Genomic DNA, 20,454 nt, shown 5'->3' with positions numbered 1-20,454 from the left:
TTCTTATTTCTGAACCATTAAGTCAGGCTCTGATTAGATAACTTTTCCATTACGCATCACTGCGAAGGCGTGAAGCAAAGGTCTTTTTAAACTTTGCGAGCTTAGGGGCAACAACCATTGAGCAATATTGGTTCTGCGGATTATTTTTAAAATAGTCCTGATGGTAATCTTCGGCATCATAGTAATTATTCACTTCTACAACCTCGGTCACAACAGGATCTGGCCAAATTTCATCTTCAGTAATTTCTGCAATAATCTTCTCTGCTTCCGCTTTTTGGGCGTCGTCGTGATAGAAAACTGCGCTTCGATACTGTGTGCCCACATCATTTCCTTGCCTGTTTAGCTGGGTAGGATTATGCAGCGCGAAGAAAATTTCTAAAATTTCACGGTAGCTGATGCTATCTGCATCAAATGTTACTTGTACTACCTCAGCATGGCCCGTGTTACCCCCGCAAACTTCTTCATATGTAGGATCAGCTTTATGACCTCCCGCATAACCAGAAATTGCTTTTTCCACACCATCAACACTGTTAAAAGCTGATTCTATGCACCAAAAGCATCCGCCTGCTAAGGTTGCGACTTGTAAATTTGCCATAGTAAAACCTCTATTAATCTTTGAACCTAGTGTGGGTGCGAGCAGCCTGCAACACAAGTCATCCAAGCGTGTTTTTTTATCGTATAAACGAATATTAAATAAGAATAACGCAAAGCGGTCCAAAAAGATTTTAAGCTATTGGCACTTAGAGATAAGTGCTGGTCGCTGTGCGCACGCTTTCAGAAGCAAACGCACTGAAAACGAAGAGACACGCTCGGTTTAGCAGAGGTATTTTAACGTGATTATATTTTACGACGGCTATTGCCCACTTTGCATGGCCGAAATGAAACATTTAAGCAAACGAGACAAGCACAACAAATTGACGTTGGTAGACATTCAGTCTCCGGATTTCTCATCGAATTATCCAACATTAGATTGGGATGCCCTTAACGCCAGAATTCATGGTCTTCGCGACGATGGTACTTTGATAACTGGGCTAGACGTGACTCATGAAGCGTGGAAGGCAGTAGGAATGGGTTGGCTTTATGCTCCGCTTCGCTGGCCGATTATTCGTTATTTCGCGGATGCATTCTACAATGTGTTTGCCAAACATAGGTACACTATTTCCTATTTACTGACGGGGAAAAAACGTCAATGTGATCGCTGCATTCCAGGAGACGCAAATGAAAAATAATGTGCTAATTGTAGGCGCCTCAGGTGGCATAGCCAGCGCACTTATCGAGCAATATCGCCTTAATGACGCGGCAGTTATTGCGGTTAGTCGAGCGCCTGCGTCTGAATTTACGCCAAAAGAAAACGTTACCTATCACCAGATAGCGCAACAAGATGATGCGCATATTGGCGCTTTCGTTAAAAAGTTAAACGAACAGGGTGTCGTGCTAAATACCGTTTTAATTACCACGGGTTTTTTGCATAACGAGGAAAAGGAAGTACACCCTGAAAAACGATTGGAAGACATCAGCGAACAGGCATTGTCAGCTTATTTTTCTACCAACAGCATTACGCCTGCGTTATGGCTTAAGCATCTCGTTAACATTGTTAGCAAAGAGGGTTCAACTCTTGTCTGCTTGAGTGCTCGGGTTGGTAGTATTTCCGATAACGGACTCGGCGGTTGGTACGGTTACCGGGCATCAAAAGCGGCGCTTAACATGTTCGTGAAAACCGCATCGGTCGAATATAAGCGCAGGGTGAAAGACGTTATGCTCGTTTGTTACCATCCTGGAACGGTTGATACAGGACTGTCGAAGCCTTTTCAGAAAAACGTTGCTGCTAAGAAGCTATTTACGCCTGAATTTACCGCAAAACAACTCATTACTCATGTTTCGAAGCTAGATCGAGACCAAGCTTGCCATTTTATCGACTGGAATGGTGAAGTGGTAACTTGGTGATACGCTCTTTCATCGTTTCAACAAGTTCAACATCAAGACTTTTTATTTCACTGCTGTTACCATGCTCTTTTGGGAATGGTGCAGCGTATTGATGAGCCCATAGAGGTAGCAATACAACGCGTTGACGCCACACGTGAGTCATAACAACAAACGCCATCCTGATAATAATTAATACCAGTTCGCGCGGTAAAATAAGTACAAATAAAACGTACACATAAGGTATCGACCCCGCGAATTGCTATAACAATAACTCAACAAGAGGAAGGGATATGAGCGGGGCCAGAGAACAGTTCGGATCGCGCATAGGTTTTATTTTGGCTGCTGCAGGTTCTGCGGTAGGCATTGGTAATTTAGTAGGTTTTCCTGTCGGTGCGGCTAAAAACGGTGGCGGTGCATTTTTATTAATGTACGCGATTTTTGTTTTTGCCATTTGTTTACCGGTTATGCTGGCTGAAATGTCAGTGGGCCGTCATGCTAAAAAAGACCCATTGGGTGCATACAGCGATATTAGCGGCAATGAGAAAAAATGGAAGGTTGCGGGCTGGTTAGCTATTGCTACCCCCTTTATGATCGCCGTTTTTTATATGGTAATTACTGTTTGGCTTTTCGGTTACTTATTTGAAGCCGTAAGCGGCAATTTAGATAAACTCGCGGATCCTAATACGTTCGGAATGTTTATTAATTCCGAATCTATTTTCGCCTACATGGCCGTGGTTGTGGGCGTGGTATACCTCATATTGCAGGGTGGGGTAAAAGAGGGTATCGAAAAAGCGGCAAAGCTTCTTATGCCAGCGCTTTTCGTAATGCTAATAGGCTTAGTCATATTCGTACTTACGCAAGACAACGCAATGGCAGGCGTGACCTTCTACATTGTCCCAGAGTTTTCTAAAATAACAGCAGAAGTGGTTAATGGCGCGCTGTCTCAGGCATTTTTCTCCTTGTCCCTTGGTATGGGTATTCTTATCACTTACGGAAGTTATATCGATAAGCGAGCAGATGTACCAAGCGCTGCAAAGTTGGTGGCGTTAACTGATACTGCAGTTGCGTTCACGGCAGGTCTAATGATTTTGCCAGCTATTTTCTCTTTTAATCCTGATATCAATCCTGATGACTTAAGTGAATCGTCAGTAGGAATGATATTTACTTACCTGCCTAGCATATTCTTGGCGTTGCAGGATTCTATTGGATATATTGGCGCATCGATAGTCGCAAGCTTGTTCTTTTTACTTGTATTCTTTGCTGCTATTACTTCACTCGTCTCTATTTTTGAGGTGCCGGTGGCTGCATTAATGGACGAGAAAGGCGTTAGCCGTAAATGGGCGCTCGGCTCTCTTGGCAGCATTATGATTATTCTGGCAATATTGAGTGCGCTATCTTTTGGTAAAGTTGAAATGCTCACGTCATTTATGCATTACGCCGGTGCCGATAAATCCTTATTTGACGTAATTTACGATGTATTCTACGACACCATTTTACCGCTTAATGGCCTGTTAATTTGCTTGTTTGTTATTTACCGCTGGAAAAGCGCGAACTTTAATGCCTCGCTTGAAGAAGGAAGCCAAGGCTATAAAGGTAGTTGGTTTGAGAAGTACGTAGATGTGTCTTTGAAAACCTTCATACCGCTAATATTGCTCGTGATTTTTGTTAACACCGTTGCGGTTAAATACTTTGGGTTAAGTCTCTTCGGCTAACGTAATTGCAAAATAAAAAACGGCAAGTTTGGAAACAAGCTTGCCATTTTTTTGCTTTAAAACATGCTGTAGGGGTCACTGTACTGTGGCGAAACACCAAGCAGCTCCCAGCTCTTGTGGGCATCGATGACTTTCCCTGAGGGAGAGTTCTCAGTATCTGCAAAGCAGGGCGGTTCAATGTTCAACGCTTTTGCGGCATCAACATAGTAGACCCCTCGCTTTGGATGAGACAAGCTACATAAATGCAATATGCCGTTAATTGGCACACTACCAATAATTTTTTTAAGTGCTTCCACAACATCGTTAATGTGGACAAGATTAACTCTCTTATTACCTGCATCTAGCTCCCGTCCGCTAAGTGAACGTGCGGGGTGACGGTCGGGACCAACAAGGCCGGCTAGTCGAAGAATGCTAACGTCAATTTGGTCTCGTTTTGCAAGCAAATAGTTCTCGATAGCAACATGCGCTTTTGCTGATTCTGTTTGCGGAGCCGTAGCGCTGGTTTCATTTATCAATTCATTAGTGCTATCTCCGTACACCGATGTAGTACTAACAAACACGATATGACGAACGCCAGCACTCACCGCTGCATCTATAAGTGCAGTCATATTGGCAGTGAACGTTTCTAAGTGCGTGCTTTTTCGACCCGGCGGTACATTGAGTAATAGCGTCGCATTTGATAAGTGACGGCATACTACTTCAGGATCATCGCCTAGTGTGTATTCAACTCCTTCAATGCCTTGGTCTTTTAATGCTAAACATTTTTCGTGACTCCGGGTGGTTCCGATAATATTAACATCGCCTGCCAGTGCCTTACCGACGTATCCTGCTAACCATCCATAGCCGGTAATTACTAAATTCTGTGTCATTGTCTAGATACCTTTTCTGTCAATACGCGTTACATCAATTTACTTAAACTATGTTTGTATTCTATAGGGAATCGGTGGGTACTGTGCAATACAAGGTGCTATTGGAATGAGATATTTTTTTAAGGCGAGCGTTGTGAACAATGCCTAGTGGGAATTTGAAAGGGAAACAGCTATTCCTGCATTCCCACGCTTCGCTAGGAAACTTGCCAGCACCTTGTGAGTGGGCAATTATCTATGCAGATTAATGGTATTAAATAAAAAGCTGGCTATGCGTATGACACATAGCCAGCAGGGTGCTTTTAGCTATGAAGTGATAAAGCGATTACATTTTCATTTCTGAATGAAGGTCGATATCCAGCAAATTGAGCCCATCAAGACCAGAAATAGAGGCCTGCATTTTGCCTTCAGCATAGTCGGCTTTTTTGAGTACTTCGCACAGGGCATCACCTTTTTCTTCTAACGACGCCGCTTGGCTTTCTAGACGATACTCTAGGTCTTCACCCCAGCGTTCCATCTTCTCTTCGAATTCAGACATGTCGCCGCCTTCCCAAAGCATTTGAGTGCCAACAGCGATCAAGATTCGACCCATGGATTCACTAATTAAAGACTCAATTTGCGATTCGAACTCTTGTTCCCAGCTTTCGTCAAACCAACCTGGCTCTTCAAATTTGGTTGAATCGATGCGGATATTGCCAGCATCATCATAAAATGAGGTTTGCAATTTCGCATCGAGTGAGTCAAACAACTCGCGAAAATCATCGCCCATCTGGTCACCACCTAACAACTCAGTAAATACTTCAGTTACGGCGACGTTAGCAATTTTCAATCCTTCACTCGCAATGGTAAGCGTCATAGGAATTGCGGTATCTATGTTATTGTAATAATCGCTAACCCATTTCTGTTGCTCACGGTCAAGTGAGACAGGTTCACCATTGATCTTTAGATTGCGCTTCGCGTCAATTTCCATCACCGAACCATTGTCCATGGTTACGGTTAGGTTGCCTTGGTAGTACTGAATGTGACCATCAAGTTCCATGTCACAATTATTGGTCTGAAAGCTCTTGTCATGAGCAAAGGCGTGTCCACTGATTAAAGCGCTGGTAACGGCAACTGAAAGTAATAGTTTCTTAGACATTGGTTATTCCTTAATTCACTCGTGACAAGATTGTATTTGTACAAAACGTAGCCTTGCTCTGTCACTGATTTACTAAAGCTACAAAATGATGTTCTTTGCACTGAATAGAGCAATGCCCTTGCCAAGATTAAATTTCTTTATTTTTCATTGCTTTATTTGTTGTTGATGCATTGGCTAGCTTAGTCTTTATTAACTATTTGGTGAATAGACTAATAAATTAGCAATTTTGACTAAGATCAATTTTTGGTTCACGGTAGTGTATTAAAACCAATCCAGCATGTTCAAAACTGAATTATTGGTGCATAATACCGCCAATTATTTTAAGGGGTTATCACAATGGCTGATTGGATTAATGCAATTATGTTTGGTGTTGCGCTAATTGCCTTTACGCTAGGGCTAAGCAGCATCGTTATGGGCTTAATGACTGCTAAAGCAGGTGCTGAAGGTATGCAGGAAAAAATCGAGTACGGTTTTTTTGGCGTTACAGGTTTAGTACTGTGCTTACTGATGGCCTATGCCTTGGCGTAAACATTAAGCGTTATAAAAAAACCGGCATTTGTGCCGGTTTTTTTTCGCGTATTATTTGGCTTAGGTGCTCAAGCCTCAGTGTTTTGCTCTGCTAGCTTCTGGCTATGCGCTTACTTTGAGAATGAATTGCGCTATTGACCTTCATTACGAGGGGAATCGTAGCTTCCCTCATCGTTTTGACTTTCGCGAGCATTACGCTCTTCGTGTTCTTTCGTATCATGCTTGTATACACTCTGTTCACGGCTTGCCAAAAGTGAGAGATGTCCGTCTCTTTGATAAGCACGCAGGTCGAATAGGTCAAGCATCGCCATTACGTGGTCAAAAATATCAGCCTGTACTTTTTCATACTTCACCCATTCCTTTTCTGCGCTAAAGCAATAAATTTCTAGGGGAAGGCCAAGTTCATTCGGGGGTAATTGTCTAACCATCAAGGTTAGCTCTTGATTAATATTAGGATGCTTGCGTAAGTAAGCTTCCAGATAAGCCCTAAAGGTGCCAATGTTCGTCAGGCGACGGCTATTTAGTAAGTCAGACTCATCAATAGAGTAATCTCTGTGATAAGCACGCAGTTCGTTTTTCTTTTTATCAATGTATTCGTTGATATAGCGAATCTTTGAAAAACGCTCCAACATATCGTTGTCGCAGAGCTTGATTGAATGCACATCGATAAAAATGGCACGCTTAATCCTGCGCCCACCCGATTCCTGCATTCCACGCCAGTTCTTCACTGCCTCTGTAGTAAGACTATAGGTAGGCAATGTCGAAATAGTTTTATCCCAGTTTTGTACCTTAACGTTCGTTAACCCTATCTCAAGAATTTCACCATCTACTTCATACTTGGGCATCGCAATCCAATCGCCGGTATTGAACATACGGTTGGCCGCAATTTGAATGCCGGCAACAAAGCCCAAAATCGTGTCTCTGAAAATTAATAGCAATACCGCAGCAATGGCGGTTAGACCAGACACAATAAGCAGAGGGCTTCTATCTACAATCAACGAAATACTAAGAAGTATGGTGATAATAGCGAAAGCTAGCTTTGTAACCTGAATGAACCCTGTAATGGGCGCTCTGCGTGAAAAGGCCGACGCATTGTAAACGTCTTCTACGGTACTCAGCATTGCGTAGAGGGCCAGTAAACCGCTGTACAACATATAAAGCTGGGCACTTTTAATAACCATGCCATGCATGACGGCTTCGCCATCTATTAAAACCGGTGTGGTGACATAAATAAACAGCGCAGGGAAAAGATGCATTAAACGCCTAAAAAAGCCGTGCTCTTGAAGTGCGTTATCCCACCTGTTATTCGATTTATATACCCAATTAGCGATTTGAGGGCGCACCAACAATCGCGCGATAACATAAATAAGCGCTGCGATAATCAGAATAGACCCAAGCGCTATCACGCTATATAGAGGGTCCTCTGTTGTTAAATTTGGGAAAACGTCGTTTACCAAATTGATAAAGTGATCGCGTACTGATGCACTGACTTCCATTGACTAGGACTCCAACAGTTTCTTTATACGATTATCTTTATTTTCCCATAGACCGTTTAACCAGTTTTGAAAATAAAGACGAAATTCAGACTCCGTGCGTTCTGACTGCTGTTGTAACTCAGGAACCGGCGTAACGTTTACATCTATGACAATCTTCGTCATTCTGCCGCTTAGCATTGCCATCATAGGGTGGCGCTTGTTCTCGGGATAAAGTAATGAGATATCTAAAACGTTAGTGAATAGCTCACCCATAGCCGACAAGGCAAAGGAAACGCCGCCAGCTTTCGGCGGCAGTAAATTCTTGTACGGGCTTTGTTTGGAAAGATGTTTTTGAGGCGTGAACCGCGTTCCTTCAACAAAATTGATTACCGTAGTAGGCACAGTTCTAAATTTCTCACAGTAGGCTTTGGTTGTTTCCAGATCTTTGCCTCTTTTTTCAGGATATTTTTCTAGATAAGCCCGGGTGTATCTGTGCATAAATGGCATATCCAGAGCCCAGGCCCCAAGCCCTACAAAAGGTAACCAAATAAGCTCTTTCTTTAAAAAGAATTTAGGGGCAGGGATGCGGTGGGTGGCAAATTCAATTAGTAAAATGATATCTAAATAACTCAAGTGATTTGCAATAATCAAATACCAACTATTTTTAGATAACACACCGTGAACAGAACACTGAATATCTACGTTGTTAAAAAGCCTGATTAACAGAACGCTTATACGGCCAAAGCTAAACATCAGCGCATGCATGACCTTATTCCAAGCTGTTCTGATTTTTCCGTTAGGCAGCAGAAGCTTCACCAAGCCTAGCAATATTATAAGTCCACCCCAAAAGGCGAGGTTTAGAATTTGCAGTGTGGTGTGTAAAACAAAAATAAATGGAGCAAGTACTACACGAATCATAATGGCTTTTGAGTTGCGTTAAGTGAATCTAACAGTTGGTCTTTGGCGTGCCAACGTTCGTTTAGCCACGTTTGAAAACGGGCGCGAACTTCGGGGTCGTCAAAATAATTCTCATTGAAAATGCCGTTTTCCATAATTTCTTTGATTGGCATTACGTTTATATTCACGCGAATATTGCGGACCTTGCCGCTTACAAAGTCCCAGAACGAGGGGACGCCGTTCGGGTAGTCAATAGTAACATCAATCAGCTTATGTAAATTATCACCCATTGCAGATAATACAAATGCAACGCCACCTGCCTTGGGCTTGAGTAAGTGAGCAAAAGGCGAGTTTTGCTTATCATGTTTTGCCTGAGTGTAGCGGGTACCTTCTACAAAATTCATGATACTTACCGGCTTGTTACGAAACTTTTCACACGCTTTACGCGTGGTTTCCATATCCTTGCCTTTTAAATGCGGATTTTTGGCTAAAAATGATTTTGAGTAACGTCGCATAAAGGGGAAGTCAAGTGCCCACCAAGCCAGACCTAAAATAGGGACGTAAATAAGCTCTTTTTTGAGGAAAAACTTTAGAAACGGTATCTTTCTGTTGAAAACACGTTGAAGAACTAAGATATCGACCCAAGATTGATGATTAGCAATAACGAGATACCAACCATCTCGGGTTAATTTTTCTAGTCCGTTTACCGTCCAATTTGTGCGGCCACTTATACGCTGGTTGATATTATTTACACCAATCCACGCAGTTGCGCATGCATCTGCCAAATAGGAAATGAATCGTCGCCAAGGCGCGATGGGTATAAGTTTAAAAACCGCCAGTATAAAGATAGGCGTTGACCATATAACTGTGTTTAAGAAATAGCAGATGACCGAAATAGTGCCAACAATATGATGCAGCAGTGCTTTTACCATTGTACTTACCTCAAAAATTAGGCGCTTAGTGTAAACGAACTTGATCTAAAATCCGATAGAGCCTTTACTGATTCCACGATAAAGGTGCAAATTTACGAATTTAAGGAGCTGTAATGGAGCTTATTGGCGAAAATAGAGCATTCGGCGGGCGTCATTTACGCTACACGCATAAAGCTGAAACAACACAGTGCGATATGACCTTCGCAATCTTTCTTCCCCCGTTTGCCTCAAAGGATAAGCCGGTTCCGGTACTTTATTGGCTATCAGGGCTGACTTGTACTGACCAGAATTTTATGCAGAAAGCGGGCGCGATGAAATTGGCGGCCGAGCTTGGAATGGCGATTGTTGCGCCAGATACTTCGCCGCGTGGAGAGGGGGTACCTGACGACGATGAGGGCGCCTACGATTTTGGCCTTGGCGCTGGGTTTTACGTTAATGCAACGCAGTCACCATGGAACACGCATTACAATATATACAGTTATATCGTTGACGAACTTCCTGCGTTAATAGAAAACGAATTCCCCGTCACCAAAGAACGGGCCATCAGTGGGCATTCCATGGGGGGGCATGGCGCATTAGTTATCGGCATGCGCAATCCGAATAAATTTGTTTCAGTTTCTGCTTTTAGTCCTATTGCTAACCCTAGTGACTGCCCTTGGGGTCGAAAAGCATTGGGCCGATACTTAGGCGATGACAAAGAAGCGTGGAAAGAGTATGACGCTTCTTTGCTTCTGGCGAGCAAAACGCACAATATTCCTCTTTTGGTGGAACAGGGTACCAAAGATGAGTTTTTGCATGAGCAGTTGAAACCCCAGGCATTAGTACATGCTGCCCAACAGTCAGAGACGCAGTTAACGCTTAACATGCATGAAGGTTATGATCATAGTTACTTCTTTATTGCTTCATTTATTGAAGAGCACTTGGAGTTTCACGCGGGGCATATGGGCTTAATTTAAAGCTTCAGGCGCCATAAAAACAAAAAACCGACATTAGCTCGTAAAAGCTGATGTCGGCCTTGTTAGCAAATATCGAAAATATAAATTCGTTCTCAGGACGTTATCTTAACTTTTTTGCGGACGACACGAACTCTGAAATAGCCACTGGGCGTTGATACAAATAACCTTGCCCATACGTGCAGTGATGGCTTTTTAGAAAATCTTGCTGCTGTTCTGTTTCGATACCTTCGGCAATAATTTTGATATTTAAATTGTGCGCTAGACTCAAAATAGCCTGCACAATCGCTTGATCTTCAGTATTGTCTTCAAGTTCACTAACAAATGAGCGATCAATTTTAAGCTCATCAATAGGTAGCTTTTTCAGATAGACCAATGAACTAAAGCCCGTACCGAAGTCATCAATTGATACAGTTATTCCCATATCGCGAAGTTCGTTTAACAGTATCGACACCGAGTCTAAACTTTCTACAAAAACGCTCTCGGTAAGTTCGATAGATAGACTGGACCCAGATAATTTGTGATCGTCAAGTGCGTTCTTGATCTGCGTTAACAGCGCCAGATCTGTAACTTGTCGTCCTGAGATATTAATTGCTAAGCGAATGTCTAAATTTGCCGCTTTAATTGCTTCAATAGCTTCGCACGCTTCATTAATAAGCCACTCACCAAAAGCAAATATAAGGTCGCTTTTTTCGGCAAGAGGAATAAAAACGTCAGGAGGAATGAACTCACCGCTTGATGTTTTCCACCTTGCTAGCGCTTCGCACTTAACAATTTTTCCGGTTGCCAAATTGACGATTGGTTGTAGGAAAAGGGTTAACTCGTTACCTTCAATCGCCTTGCGAAGTTGGCGCTCGAGTTCATTTGAAGCATTGTGTTGCTTGTGTAATTCTTCGCTGTAGATAAGTACGTTGTTGCGGCCTTGATATTTTGCAGCCTGTAATGCGATGTCGGCGCACTGAAGCAGAGACTCAGCAGAATTACAATCGCTGGGAAAATTAGCAATACCCACGTTTACACCTAAATGGGGTTCACTCCCATTAAGCACATTATAGGTTTGTGTTAATTTCTTTATGAGTTCTTCTGCGTAGTCTTCGCTGGTGTGCTCTCTAAACGTATCACTGCGTTTAACAAGCGCAAATTCGTTACTCCCAATTCTGGCGATAAACCCGTTATTACCCACATAGCTTTGAAGGCGAAGGGCAAAGGTCTTGAGGATCTCATCACCAGACTGATAGCTAAGCGATTCGTTGATTTTCTTAAAGCCACAAATATCAATGAGAAACAGTTCAAATGCACTTTGCTCATTAACTGAGCGTTTAACCGTATCAATAAATAAATTGCGGTTGGCTACTTTTGTTAATGAATCCATCCCACTGGCAATAAGTGCGCCCTCTCCATTGCCGTGAATATGCGTAATATCAGTGAGTAAATAGACCCAGTGAGTAAGTTGGTCACCCTGCAATACCGGATGGATAGTAACTTGTAGCCAAACCTTATAATCATCTACAGGTTGCCAAAAAAGTTCTCCTTGCCAAGGTGTTTTCTTTTCTACTAATGCAGGTAGAAATGTGGGTGGAGCGTCGATGTCTTTTATTAGCTCGCTTATGCGAATGGAACTTGGCGTTGAACTGTTGCAATAAAGAAGCCTGTGAGACGCTTTGTTGTCGAGGACCAAAGCTCCATCATTATCGAGAATAACTACGCCTGTGTCTAAATCGTGAATGGCTTGTTGAATTGGGGGAACGAGTTTCTGTAATCGCGTATTTTTACGCAGCACGTTGTTTAATTTATGCCTTATATATTCGTGCTGCCCAACAATTTCATGGTGGCTTAGCAGCAACTCCCTCGCGGCTTGTAGCGTTCTTCGCTTTTCGTCGAACTGTTCTTCGACGTTCTTTACAACTAGGTAACGTGCTCCAGACTCGCTATTAATCGCTAATGCTTCTAGGCGGAGTAGATGGCTTTCATTTTGCTCAGTCCAGAAACCAGAGGAAAGGCTAAACGAATTGCTGCCCTTCCACACCTCATTAGCGTCTAGAAAAAAATCGTCTAAGAAAATAGAAGGTATATGCTGTTTTTCGAGATTATTGTTAGCATCGAGCGTAACGACTTGGGAAAGCCATGGTAGTTCCGGTGTTAGACATTCAAGCTCATGGGAGTCTGTGTATTTAAACAAGGCACAGTTTGTAATTCCTAATGCATTTAATAAATGGATGTCCATGGAGTTCTCCTACCAAAATGCAATTGTGTTAAATAAGCTCTCTACATTTTCACCGGTTTTCGCGCTAGTTTTGGTCAGTAACGCAAATTTTTGAGAATAGCTGTCTAACTCGTCCTCACTCCAATGCCAGCTAGTGGGTAAGTCAGTCTTGTTTATGACGAAAAAAGCAGGGATATCAGGATAATGCTCTTTTGCCAGTTCAAGAATTTCCATGCCTTCAGTTAGCGATTGTGAACGTGTTTGATCAACAACGACGATATAGGCGCTCGCACCTCTTAGATAGCGGGGATTAAACCCACAATATCTGTCTATACCCTCTAAATCCCAGATCAGAAGCTGTATCCCACGGCCTTCTTTGTTAACTTGTTTTTTGTCTATTTTTACACCAATCGTTGTCTTGTACTTCTCGGAGAAAATACCTTCGACAAACTGCTTTATGAGGCTTGTTTTACCAACCCCTGTAGGTCCTAAAATACACACTTTTTTCTGTATCACTGAGATGTTTCCTTACTACAGTGCACTGGATAATAATACGTTTAACATAACCGAACGTCCCATTGATGGATTTTGTAACGGCAGCTCTCCTAGACTTACAGGAATGAGAACGCTGCTTTCAACACCGAGCGAGATTAATGAATTAACAACATTTTCAGCTCTCTTTTGGCTCAATTCACGATTTCGTGCACTTGAGCCAGAATTATCGCTGGCGCCCATCACAACAATGCTAACTATTGTATTTGTCTTCTTAGCTACAGACAGGAGCTGTTTTACATCATTTGCTAATATTTCTAACTTTGCTAACTGTACTTCAGAAAGCGCCTCTTGGTTAGTAGCAAAAAGTACACTTTGTGAAGAAATTTTATTAACCAAACGGGTCAGAGCGACTTTTTGAAGCGCGGCATTATCGATTTCATACTCTGCTTTAATACTAAGTGGTGAGGTATCTACCTCTAAACTTGAAATACCAGGGAGGTTATTTATTTTTTGCGTAAGGTTTGTGGCTGTGGAGGCAAAAACATCACCCAAGACAATCCACTTATTGTCATTCTGTTTATCGAGGGAAAGGGTTTCGTGCTCGCTCAACGGGTAATCTCGAATGAGTTTTTCTAGCTTGCGTTCTACTATACTCGGTTTGAGTGAAACAAACGGCTCCTCGCTTACTATAATGCGAGAGAGGTCGATGTCGCTGTCGTTAAACCATTTTTCAATATTGTCTGCGGCAGGGTCTCGAAGGATTTTAGTGTGTACTTTGCCATTTGAAATGTAAGCATCAGTGACGACTACCCCAGGTGGCGGGGAGAGTTCATGCAAGTCGCTTTTCAAAATGCTGAGGGATAATCGCAAGAACGAAAGCGTACACAACGCAATGAGAACGACAAGTAGGAGAGCTGCGCCAACAAGCCGCTTTGATTTCTTTCCCTCTCCCTCTTTCTTTTCACTAACCAGGCAGTCGGCAAGTATTGTCTCGCAACCATCAAATGCAGCGTTGTCGCCTTCATAGTTAATGAGCGGTTGCTGATAAAATCTGTGAAAGTCTTCTAGCGCTTGCTGGAGCTTACCGCGAACTTCTGGAGGGATGCTTCCAGTGACGGCAGCGACGAGCAATGCCTGAGGGCCAATTTTGATAAGCAGGGTAAAATCTTCGGTTTTAATTTCACCCAGTTCGTTTTCTGGTTCATTGCTGCTTACGCCAAAAGCATCAGCAACGAAGTCATTGATGGCAACCAGCATAGATGAGATTAAGTCTGCATCTTTCTCTTTTTCGGGATCTGCGGAAATACTGTGAAGCAGCGTGCCGGTCTCGCGGTGAATAACAAGAAGCTGCTGCACTTGATATTGGTATATTTGCGCGGCGACATACTCGGAATACTTTATTCCTGACTGCCAGGCTTTAAAGCGCCAAGAAATGCTCTTTGGACTCAAGCTGTTTTCAATTAACGCGTTGGTTCGCTCTACAAATTCGACCAGAAAAGCGGACACTGCTTTTCTTACAAGCGCACCGACAAGTGGATAAAGCGTACCAACGATTTTTTCGCTGTTTGCTTCAATAGAGCGATTCAACGACTTTTCAACAAGAGGAACGAGTACTTTATTGACAGAACCATCTTTAGACTCCCGCTCCAACAATGCTTCGGACACAACATTGCTCACGAAACCTTTTGCATCGTGGTCTAATTTTTCTCGAACAAATTTGTCGTCCCGCCCAATAAGTAATTCTCTAACTTTTTCTAGAGAATTGTCCGTAAACTCTGACGGCGGCACCTTATCAGTCATTAATTAATGATCAGTTGCGAGATTGGTAGCCATGGTAGAAAGTAAATTCGCCAGCGTTTTTCTATCGGTTTTACTTTCTGAAAGATCGCTCGTTACCTGCTGTAATTTCTCTAGTAGTTCTTGATGACGTTTACTAAACAAATTATCTAACGACTCAAGCTCTTTGACTACGTGCGCTTCTAATGCATCGTTATCATTTTTTGCTGCTGCTTCGGCGATTTCCAGCTCACTTTGTAGCTTATCAGTGGTGTTTTGGAGTTGCTCTTGAACATTACTGTGACTGTCGTTCGCGCTAGCTAGCTGATTAGACAATTCACTGATCTGGTCATCGATAAGTTTACGAATATCGTTAAATTGATTATCAAGGTGCGCGTTCAGCTTCGTGAAACTGTCGTTTACCCGTGACTCTAGGGCAGAAAGATCTGCGCTGAAAGCCCGGTTTGTTTGACCAAATAAAATTTCTCTTAGTTGACCAAGTTCGTCTGTTGGTTGAGGCGCGCTTTCAGTCTCAATACTGTTTTGCACTTGCTGGTCCTTCCGCTTGTTGTCCGCCATAACATGTCTCCGAGGGTTGCAGTGCTATCGCATACTTACGCTATGACGCTGCATTCACATTTTCGTATGTGCTAATAATTATGATTGTAGCTTTATACAATAGCCTCTAATTGCAAACATTGAAATACACTAAAAGCATAATAATGATAATAAATAAGACGAAAAGTATCTCTTTTTCAGCGAGTTGTGAGAATGAGGGGGAAACGAAAAATTAAGAGAAACTAGCGCCTCTTAGTGACAATCTTTTTCATTCGTTTAAATGTACGGAGCTCGACATTGTTTTTTTATTAAACATAGGTACTATACGCCGCTCGCGCTAATTCGCGACTCGTTAAGTAACAATTGTTCCTGAGGTCTTTGCTGTGTCTATCACACCGTTAAATCGTAAATTCTCTGTTGCCCCAATGCTGGATAGTCACGCCTAATTTTAAAAAGCGTTGATATATATGGGGATTTCGGTAAAAAGTGACATTCGTTGTATTCCTATTGTGTTCCTCAGTGTAAGGATATTGACGGAAATATCCAGAAACAACAGATGGTTTTACCCTCCATTTAGCCTATCTTTTATAATCTCTATGAGTATGTCGGCTTCTTCATAACCTGCGACAGTGTACTTTGTTATATCAACCTTTAGGCGCTCTAAGACACTATCGTTGTTTAGCAGAGCCTGCTTTATGTAGGTCAATGTTTTTTCCCTTACTATGGCCGCGACTTCGTCGGCCAACAACATTGCGGTGGCATTCATAATGTCATTATCCTGCGCATCCATATAATCTTGTTCGTAAAGCGCATCTACAACCTCAGGAATCTTGCTGTAGTGTTTTATTACATAATAGATATCAATAGCGTCTTTTCCCTGATACTCGCGCCCTCGTTCAGTCCAGGCGATAAGTTTTAGCAAATAGGATGCCTGCCGGAGATGCTACTTTTACACTAAGTTCAGGATTTTTTGACAGGGCAACGTCCCATGCGTTTTGATAGACTTCATCGAACCCTAGCACGCTCATTACAAAATCTTGTTTTGGCGGCCAAGCGATCTGGCCGTGCTCATCACTGACTCCACCAAACGGAATCAAGTCGATTTCCCAAGGCAAGCCGTCACTGTCAGTCGTGTTTAGTTGATGTGCCTTCTTCGAGTGCGGTGTAAATCCCGCTTCTATCAGTGCAGTTCGTAACACTTCGTAATGCTCCCAATTCTGCACTTCGATACCAAAGTCCACATCTTTCGTACCGCGCTCGATAGCAGCGTTATAGCCGTGAACCAAGATAATATCCCGTGCAGTAGCCCCTACAATTAGCAACGGAACACTTAGCTCTGCGGCAATACCGTGGATTTGACTATATACCTCGACAAGCCCTGTGGGCAGTTTTTCGGATACATCAAGCGAGGTGGTCATGGTAGATCCTTTTGGCAGTTTCAAGGTTGCGAGGGTCATCGCTGTTGAGTAGTTCAGCATAGACTAGCAATGGCGCGATATAGCCAGGTAACTCACCCCTAATTTTTTCGATTCCTACAGGCGGCTCTATAATTTTCAGTATATTAACATCTGTCTCTTCAGCACGTAGTCGGCGTAGCCTGAACGTTTTTAATAGGGCTTTATGTGCTTCAGTATCAGCATATATTTGATATGTTTTGGGAGTAAGGTAATGAGTATAGGCATCAGCGGCGACCTCTCCGCCCCAGAGTGCTCCGTACTTATCTAGCGGTGCGTTACGAAGCTGCTCAATATTCTGAGGAACATATAGCTTTTGCTCCAGTTTTGCTTCCATGTTGTGTGGATAAGCGTCCAGCCATCGCGTTAGAAGCAGATCTTTTTCGTTGAGGACGAGTCCCTTTTTCCCTTTTTCGAGAACAAATGTGAGTTGCTTAAGGTCATCTAACACTTGTTTTACCGTGCCTAAAGCAATTTCAGCTTGCTCCGCAAGTACCCGCATTGGCTGATTAACAAGCTCGGGCTTCAATAACAACATCATGACCAGCTTCATACCTTTAGGTTGAAACGCCTTTCCTGTTAGCTTTCTCGCGTGTTGTATTTGATGCTCTTGAGGTGGTTTCTTGCCTCTAATATCGATATAAAAAGGAGGTATGTTGAGGTGCGCATTACCTGCCAGATCGAGATAATCGATTTGCAATTCCTGGCAAAGCTCGGCAATGTTCTCATTGATATAGGTTGTGACTATAAGTGTTTTTTTGTTGTTAAAAACTATTTTTTCTAGTTGAAGCTTGTGTAGTCTGTGGCGAGTAAGCTTCTCCTTTTCTTCTATACACCAAGTATGTTTCTGGTTTCCGTGAATGATCGTCAGCTGTCCGTCCGTTTCCTCAGCGTTTCGGGCATTGTGATGCGTATAAGTGACATTTAGCTTGGTATTCGCGGCTAATAGTTTCGCAGCTTCAGCTAGTAAGTTATCCATTCGTTCATTTATCTTTTATGTTCACTATTATTGAACGGTACGAAAAAATGAACAATATTGCAATTGTTGTTCATTATTTTTAAGTGTTCACTTTTAGTGAACGTTAGCGTTTAATGAACAAGGAGGTATCTACGTCTAACATTTTGTAAAAGGAGAAAGAGGGGTCGATTCGATTTGGCTTTGTAATTCTCATACTCGACAATCAACTCACCAAAAGACAATTCTTTATAACCTGCGACTAAACTTGTCTCATCAGCTTCTAGTTGCGTTATCAGTCCGCGTGCCCACTTCAGTGCCGATGTGCGTGAAGTGAATGTTTTAGACTTGGAGAAAACTATCTTGCCTTTGTTTTTCTGTTTTACAGAAGTAGAATATACGGTTCGTTCTCCGCGAAGCCGCTTGTTGATTGAGTAAAACGCCATATTTTTGTATTCCTATTGTGTTCCTGAAAGGGAAAAATCGACGGAATACCACGGAAATGTCACTAATTTTGAAATCGGTAAAAATGCGATGAGATTTACTTTTTTACATATTAATCAAGGTTTTAATGTCTATGTCTGACATCTCTTTCAACCGCAAATTCTCTGTTGCCCCAATGCTGGATTGGGCTGGTTGAATCATCTCGAGTGTTGTTTTATATAGCGTTTATCTAAAGGTCTTTACCCCAATTCCCCTATTTGGTCCTCCCGTTAGAGGACTAATACATCAATATACTGAGAAATACTGCAATTGCTAGTTTGCATCGAAGCATATTTCAAAATCTGCACTGCTCACTTTCGAGTTTCATGGTTTCCCCTCTACGAGCCTAAATAATTTTAGGACTTAAAAGGAGAACACTATGAAGATCAAAAAAGAAAGTATGTTTAACACGCTAATCCGATGCGCGAATAGTTGTATGAAACTAGGTTATATATTCCTCTCATTCACACTATTTCCATGGGCACACGAATGTATTTCAGTTGCTTTTCGCTGGAAATCAATTGTAGAGGCTAACTTAGAATTTAATGATTACTTTTATTATCACTGTGTTTGCGTTTTAGGATCGCTTTTTTTCGCGCTGTCTGCGACTGTTCTTTTACGCTACATGGAGGATGAATAATCCGAAACGATTTACGGGCACTTTGTGCCCGTTTTCTTTTTCACTTAACTTCGAATAATTTATGAACGGATAAGCTATATTTTTCAGTAAGTTATTGTCTTATCCGTTGTCATGTGCAAATCTACGCACTAAATAATTGTTAAAACAAGGATGTAATTCAAGTGTTTAAGCTGCCACTAGTTTTTCTATCAATTGCTGTCGCGGTAATTCCCACGATGGTCTCCGCTTCATATATCAACTACACAAAAGACTTAGATACAAATATCATTACAGATGGTTCTGGCCTTGAGTGGCTTGCATTTACTGAAACTAATGTAATGTCAGTAGAGCAGGCATTAAGTGCCTATTCTGATGATGGGTGGTTTGTGGCATCAGCACAAGAAGTTGACCAGTTATACGATGACTTTTTCGGCGAGTTTGATTGGGTTGGGGTGCGTGATAATCATATTTCGCAATATGAAAATTCTGCGTTGACCGCAGTTACCGATGAAAGTGTTGCTCGGTTTCACGAACTCTTCGGTAAAACGTCGGCAGATGATGCTTGCTCTGATTATCCTGGTAGCCTTTACACTTGTGAGATAGAAGGCCATCGTTACACATTAAATAGAACTGATTTTTTCTTTTCATCTCTTGAATTTAATATTGCCGACGAACCAAGATTGTGGACCTTTTATTCTGCGATGGTGGGCAGTAAGTATGGTCAAAGATATACATTTGCTGAAAATGGAAGGATTATTCCTGCTAGCGTTTATACACGCTCGAAAGATCCCTCGCGTTTTAAAGGACGAAAAGATGGTTATGCGATCGCGCTGACACGCTCAGTTCCTGATGGTACGACCAATAACCAGAATAAATCAACTGAGGTGTCAGCACCTGCTACGTTGTCTTTATTCATTCTGGCATTTATCGCAATGAATGTTCGAAGAAAGAGTTAATCCAACGAGTCAGGATACACAGCAATTTGATGAGCGTTACATAGTGAGTTATCGACAACATATGTGCCGAATGTACTAGTTAACGGCTTGTATTTTAAATTTTTCTGTTAGTCGCTGAGACATATATTCTACTTAGTACACATAATTATAAAGCAATTAAGTGTCTAGAGAAGTCTGGTCGATTCATGTAGCGCCGCTAAAGAAATAGTATTATTAGTTTTCTCAAATTCTGCTGATCTCCAGTTATATAGAAATTAACTTTTCCAACTATTAAAAAACATAATCTCTGCGTACACGCCTAACTCAAATACGCTGTGATTGTGTGTCAGGATGCCTTACCAAAGTGAGTGCGATTGACTTACCATGGGATGACAACTGCGTTAGACTTAGAGTTCAACTGGTTGATACGAGGTTGATTTGGTTCATCTCCTTAGTTTATCCTAACCAAGAAGGCCGCAAGATAAATTAGCTTCGTTTAACTAATACTTTTTGAATGACAGCTTCTGGAACGAAGTGGCCCCGCATTAACGG

Annotated in this window: 20 protein-coding genes; 6 read left to right on the top strand and 14 right to left on the bottom strand. The window is 42.2% G+C overall.

Annotated elements, in window-relative coordinates; all coding sequences use genetic code 11:
- Nucleotides 1-49: 49 nt before the first annotated feature.
- Entirely contained in the window at nucleotides 50-595 is a 546-nt protein-coding gene (msrA, locus tag ACM0P2_RS16530; protein ID WP_159120396.1) for a peptide-methionine (S)-S-oxide reductase MsrA, read from the bottom strand.
- Between the two features lie 238 nt (nucleotides 596-833).
- Between msrA and ACM0P2_RS16525 the strand changes: the two genes are divergently transcribed.
- Both ACM0P2_RS16525 and ACM0P2_RS16520 read left to right on the top strand, forming a co-directional pair.
- Nucleotides 834-1,229 (top strand): thiol-disulfide oxidoreductase DCC family protein, encoded by a 396-nt coding sequence (locus ACM0P2_RS16525; RefSeq protein ID WP_105930345.1) that lies wholly within the window; start codon nucleotides 834-836, stop codon nucleotides 1,227-1,229.
- Nucleotides 1,219-1,944 carry an SDR family NAD(P)-dependent oxidoreductase gene (locus tag ACM0P2_RS16520; RefSeq protein WP_159120397.1) on the top strand — a complete coding sequence of 242 codons (726 nt, stop codon included), beginning with the start codon at nucleotides 1,219-1,221 and terminating at the stop codon, nucleotides 1,942-1,944. Before ACM0P2_RS16525 ends, ACM0P2_RS16520 begins: the two co-directional genes overlap by 11 nt.
- Here ACM0P2_RS16520 and ACM0P2_RS16515 read toward each other — a convergent pair.
- The gene (locus ACM0P2_RS16515; protein WP_159120398.1) at nucleotides 1,910-2,086 is read right to left on the bottom strand and encodes a hypothetical protein; all 177 of its coding nucleotides are present in this window, start codon (nucleotides 2,084-2,086) and stop codon (nucleotides 1,910-1,912) included. The two genes, ACM0P2_RS16520 and ACM0P2_RS16515, sit on opposite strands and share 35 nt — an antisense overlap.
- Before the next feature lie 127 nt (nucleotides 2,087-2,213).
- On the opposite strand from ACM0P2_RS16515, the gene ACM0P2_RS16510 reads away from it, so the two are divergent.
- Nucleotides 2,214-3,635 (top strand): sodium-dependent transporter, encoded by a 1,422-nt coding sequence (locus ACM0P2_RS16510; protein WP_159120399.1) that lies wholly within the window; start codon nucleotides 2,214-2,216, stop codon nucleotides 3,633-3,635.
- A 56-nt stretch (nucleotides 3,636-3,691) separates the two neighbouring features.
- On the opposite strand, the gene ACM0P2_RS16505 is transcribed toward ACM0P2_RS16510, so the two are convergent.
- Together ACM0P2_RS16505 and ACM0P2_RS16500 are read right to left on the bottom strand one after the other, a co-directional pair.
- The gene (locus ACM0P2_RS16505) at nucleotides 3,692-4,504 is read right to left on the bottom strand and encodes an NAD-dependent epimerase/dehydratase family protein (RefSeq protein ID WP_419226842.1); all 813 of its coding nucleotides are present in this window, start codon (nucleotides 4,502-4,504) and stop codon (nucleotides 3,692-3,694) included.
- A 322-nt stretch (nucleotides 4,505-4,826) separates the two neighbouring features.
- Nucleotides 4,827-5,639, bottom strand: a complete 813-nt coding sequence (locus ACM0P2_RS16500; RefSeq protein WP_159120401.1) for a DUF2884 family protein — start codon at nucleotides 5,637-5,639, stop codon at nucleotides 4,827-4,829.
- A 336-nt stretch (nucleotides 5,640-5,975) separates the two neighbouring features.
- Between ACM0P2_RS16500 and ACM0P2_RS16495 the strand changes: the two genes are divergently transcribed.
- On the top strand, nucleotides 5,976-6,167 hold the full coding sequence (locus tag ACM0P2_RS16495) for a hypothetical protein (RefSeq protein ID WP_159120402.1): 192 nt from the start codon (nucleotides 5,976-5,978) through the stop codon (nucleotides 6,165-6,167).
- A gap of 131 nt (nucleotides 6,168-6,298) precedes the next feature.
- Here ACM0P2_RS16495 and ACM0P2_RS16490 read toward each other — a convergent pair whose 3' ends face one another.
- From ACM0P2_RS16490 to ACM0P2_RS16480, 3 genes are read right to left on the bottom strand one after another with little or no spacing between them, the layout of a single operon-like run.
- Nucleotides 6,299-7,663 carry a mechanosensitive ion channel family protein gene (locus ACM0P2_RS16490; RefSeq protein ID WP_419226841.1) on the bottom strand — a complete coding sequence of 455 codons (1,365 nt, stop codon included), beginning with the start codon at nucleotides 7,661-7,663 and terminating at the stop codon, nucleotides 6,299-6,301.
- Between the two features lie 3 nt (nucleotides 7,664-7,666).
- Nucleotides 7,667-8,560: an acyltransferase gene (locus ACM0P2_RS16485; RefSeq protein ID WP_159120403.1), complete on the bottom strand. Its 894-nt coding sequence runs from the start codon at nucleotides 8,558-8,560 to the stop codon at nucleotides 7,667-7,669.
- Nucleotides 8,557-9,471 carry an acyltransferase gene (locus ACM0P2_RS16480; RefSeq protein WP_159120404.1) on the bottom strand — a complete coding sequence of 305 codons (915 nt, stop codon included), beginning with the start codon at nucleotides 9,469-9,471 and terminating at the stop codon, nucleotides 8,557-8,559. The genes ACM0P2_RS16485 and ACM0P2_RS16480 overlap by 4 nt, the downstream gene beginning before the upstream one ends.
- A gap of 113 nt (nucleotides 9,472-9,584) precedes the next feature.
- Between ACM0P2_RS16480 and fghA the strand changes: the two genes are divergently transcribed.
- Entirely contained in the window at nucleotides 9,585-10,427 is an 843-nt protein-coding gene (gene fghA / locus ACM0P2_RS16475) for an S-formylglutathione hydrolase (protein ID WP_419226840.1), read from the top strand.
- A 100-nt stretch (nucleotides 10,428-10,527) separates the two neighbouring features.
- On the opposite strand, the gene ACM0P2_RS16470 is transcribed toward fghA, so the two are convergent.
- The 7 genes from ACM0P2_RS16470 to ACM0P2_RS16440 form a co-directional block, all read right to left on the bottom strand.
- On the bottom strand, nucleotides 10,528-12,648 hold the full coding sequence (locus ACM0P2_RS16470; protein ID WP_159120406.1) for a putative bifunctional diguanylate cyclase/phosphodiesterase: 2,121 nt from the start codon (nucleotides 12,646-12,648) through the stop codon (nucleotides 10,528-10,530).
- Nucleotides 12,649-12,657: 9 nt separating this feature from the next.
- Complete coding sequence (locus ACM0P2_RS16465; protein ID WP_105930334.1) at nucleotides 12,658-13,143, bottom strand: Rab family GTPase; 486 nt, start codon at nucleotides 13,141-13,143, stop codon at nucleotides 12,658-12,660.
- 15 nt (nucleotides 13,144-13,158) lie between these two features.
- Entirely contained in the window at nucleotides 13,159-14,922 is a 1,764-nt protein-coding gene (locus ACM0P2_RS16460) for an OmpA family protein (RefSeq protein WP_159120407.1), read from the bottom strand.
- A gap of 3 nt (nucleotides 14,923-14,925) precedes the next feature.
- The gene (locus ACM0P2_RS16455) at nucleotides 14,926-15,477 is read right to left on the bottom strand and encodes a hypothetical protein (RefSeq protein ID WP_159120408.1); all 552 of its coding nucleotides are present in this window, start codon (nucleotides 15,475-15,477) and stop codon (nucleotides 14,926-14,928) included.
- A gap of 541 nt (nucleotides 15,478-16,018) precedes the next feature.
- Nucleotides 16,019-16,378: a hypothetical protein gene (locus ACM0P2_RS16450; RefSeq protein WP_419226839.1), complete on the bottom strand. Its 360-nt coding sequence runs from the start codon at nucleotides 16,376-16,378 to the stop codon at nucleotides 16,019-16,021.
- Complete coding sequence (locus ACM0P2_RS16445) at nucleotides 16,353-16,874, bottom strand: hypothetical protein (RefSeq protein WP_419226838.1); 522 nt, start codon at nucleotides 16,872-16,874, stop codon at nucleotides 16,353-16,355. The genes ACM0P2_RS16450 and ACM0P2_RS16445 overlap by 26 nt, the downstream gene beginning before the upstream one ends.
- Nucleotides 16,858-17,889 (bottom strand): type IV toxin-antitoxin system AbiEi family antitoxin, encoded by a 1,032-nt coding sequence (locus tag ACM0P2_RS16440; protein WP_159120410.1) that lies wholly within the window; start codon nucleotides 17,887-17,889, stop codon nucleotides 16,858-16,860. The genes ACM0P2_RS16445 and ACM0P2_RS16440 overlap by 17 nt, the downstream gene beginning before the upstream one ends.
- Before the next feature lie 1,260 nt (nucleotides 17,890-19,149).
- Here ACM0P2_RS16440 and ACM0P2_RS16435 point away from each other — a divergent pair.
- On the top strand, nucleotides 19,150-19,923 hold the full coding sequence (locus ACM0P2_RS16435) for a hypothetical protein (RefSeq protein ID WP_419226837.1): 774 nt from the start codon (nucleotides 19,150-19,152) through the stop codon (nucleotides 19,921-19,923).
- The last annotated feature ends 531 nt before the right edge of the window (nucleotides 19,924-20,454 follow it).

Source organism: Alteromonas sp. OM2203 (assembly GCF_048517045.1).
GTDB classification, from domain to species: domain Bacteria; phylum Pseudomonadota; class Gammaproteobacteria; order Enterobacterales; family Alteromonadaceae; genus Alteromonas; species Alteromonas gracilis.
This window is presented reverse-complemented; position numbering and strand designations above follow the sequence as displayed.

Coding starts and splice junctions, on each gene's coding strand:
- msrA (WP_159120396.1), bottom strand. CDS start 595: ATGGCAAATTTACAAGTCGCAACCTTAGCAGGCGGATGCTTTTGGTGC.
- ACM0P2_RS16520 (WP_159120397.1), top strand. CDS start 1,219: ATGAAAAATAATGTGCTAATTGTAGGCGCCTCAGGTGGCATAGCCAGC.
- ACM0P2_RS16515 (WP_159120398.1), bottom strand. CDS start 2,086: ATGACTCACGTGTGGCGTCAACGCGTTGTATTGCTACCTCTATGGGCT.
- ACM0P2_RS16510 (WP_159120399.1), top strand. CDS start 2,214: ATGAGCGGGGCCAGAGAACAGTTCGGATCGCGCATAGGTTTTATTTTG.
- ACM0P2_RS16505 (WP_419226842.1), bottom strand. CDS start 4,504: ATGACACAGAATTTAGTAATTACCGGCTATGGATGGTTAGCAGGATAC.
- ACM0P2_RS16500 (WP_159120401.1), bottom strand. CDS start 5,639: ATGTCTAAGAAACTATTACTTTCAGTTGCCGTTACCAGCGCTTTAATC.
- ACM0P2_RS16495 (WP_159120402.1), top strand. CDS start 5,976: ATGGCTGATTGGATTAATGCAATTATGTTTGGTGTTGCGCTAATTGCC.
- ACM0P2_RS16490 (WP_419226841.1), bottom strand. CDS start 7,663: ATGGAAGTCAGTGCATCAGTACGCGATCACTTTATCAATTTGGTAAAC.
- ACM0P2_RS16485 (WP_159120403.1), bottom strand. CDS start 8,560: ATGATTCGTGTAGTACTTGCTCCATTTATTTTTGTTTTACACACCACA.
- ACM0P2_RS16480 (WP_159120404.1), bottom strand. CDS start 9,471: ATGGTAAAAGCACTGCTGCATCATATTGTTGGCACTATTTCGGTCATC.
- fghA (WP_419226840.1), top strand. CDS start 9,585: ATGGAGCTTATTGGCGAAAATAGAGCATTCGGCGGGCGTCATTTACGC.
- ACM0P2_RS16470 (WP_159120406.1), bottom strand. CDS start 12,648: ATGGACATCCATTTATTAAATGCATTAGGAATTACAAACTGTGCCTTG.
- ACM0P2_RS16460 (WP_159120407.1), bottom strand. CDS start 14,922: ATGACTGATAAGGTGCCGCCGTCAGAGTTTACGGACAATTCTCTAGAA.
- ACM0P2_RS16455 (WP_159120408.1), bottom strand. CDS start 15,477: ATGGCGGACAACAAGCGGAAGGACCAGCAAGTGCAAAACAGTATTGAG.
- ACM0P2_RS16445 (WP_419226838.1), bottom strand. CDS start 16,874: ATGACCACCTCGCTTGATGTATCCGAAAAACTGCCCACAGGGCTTGTC.
- ACM0P2_RS16440 (WP_159120410.1), bottom strand. CDS start 17,889: ATGGATAACTTACTAGCTGAAGCTGCGAAACTATTAGCCGCGAATACC.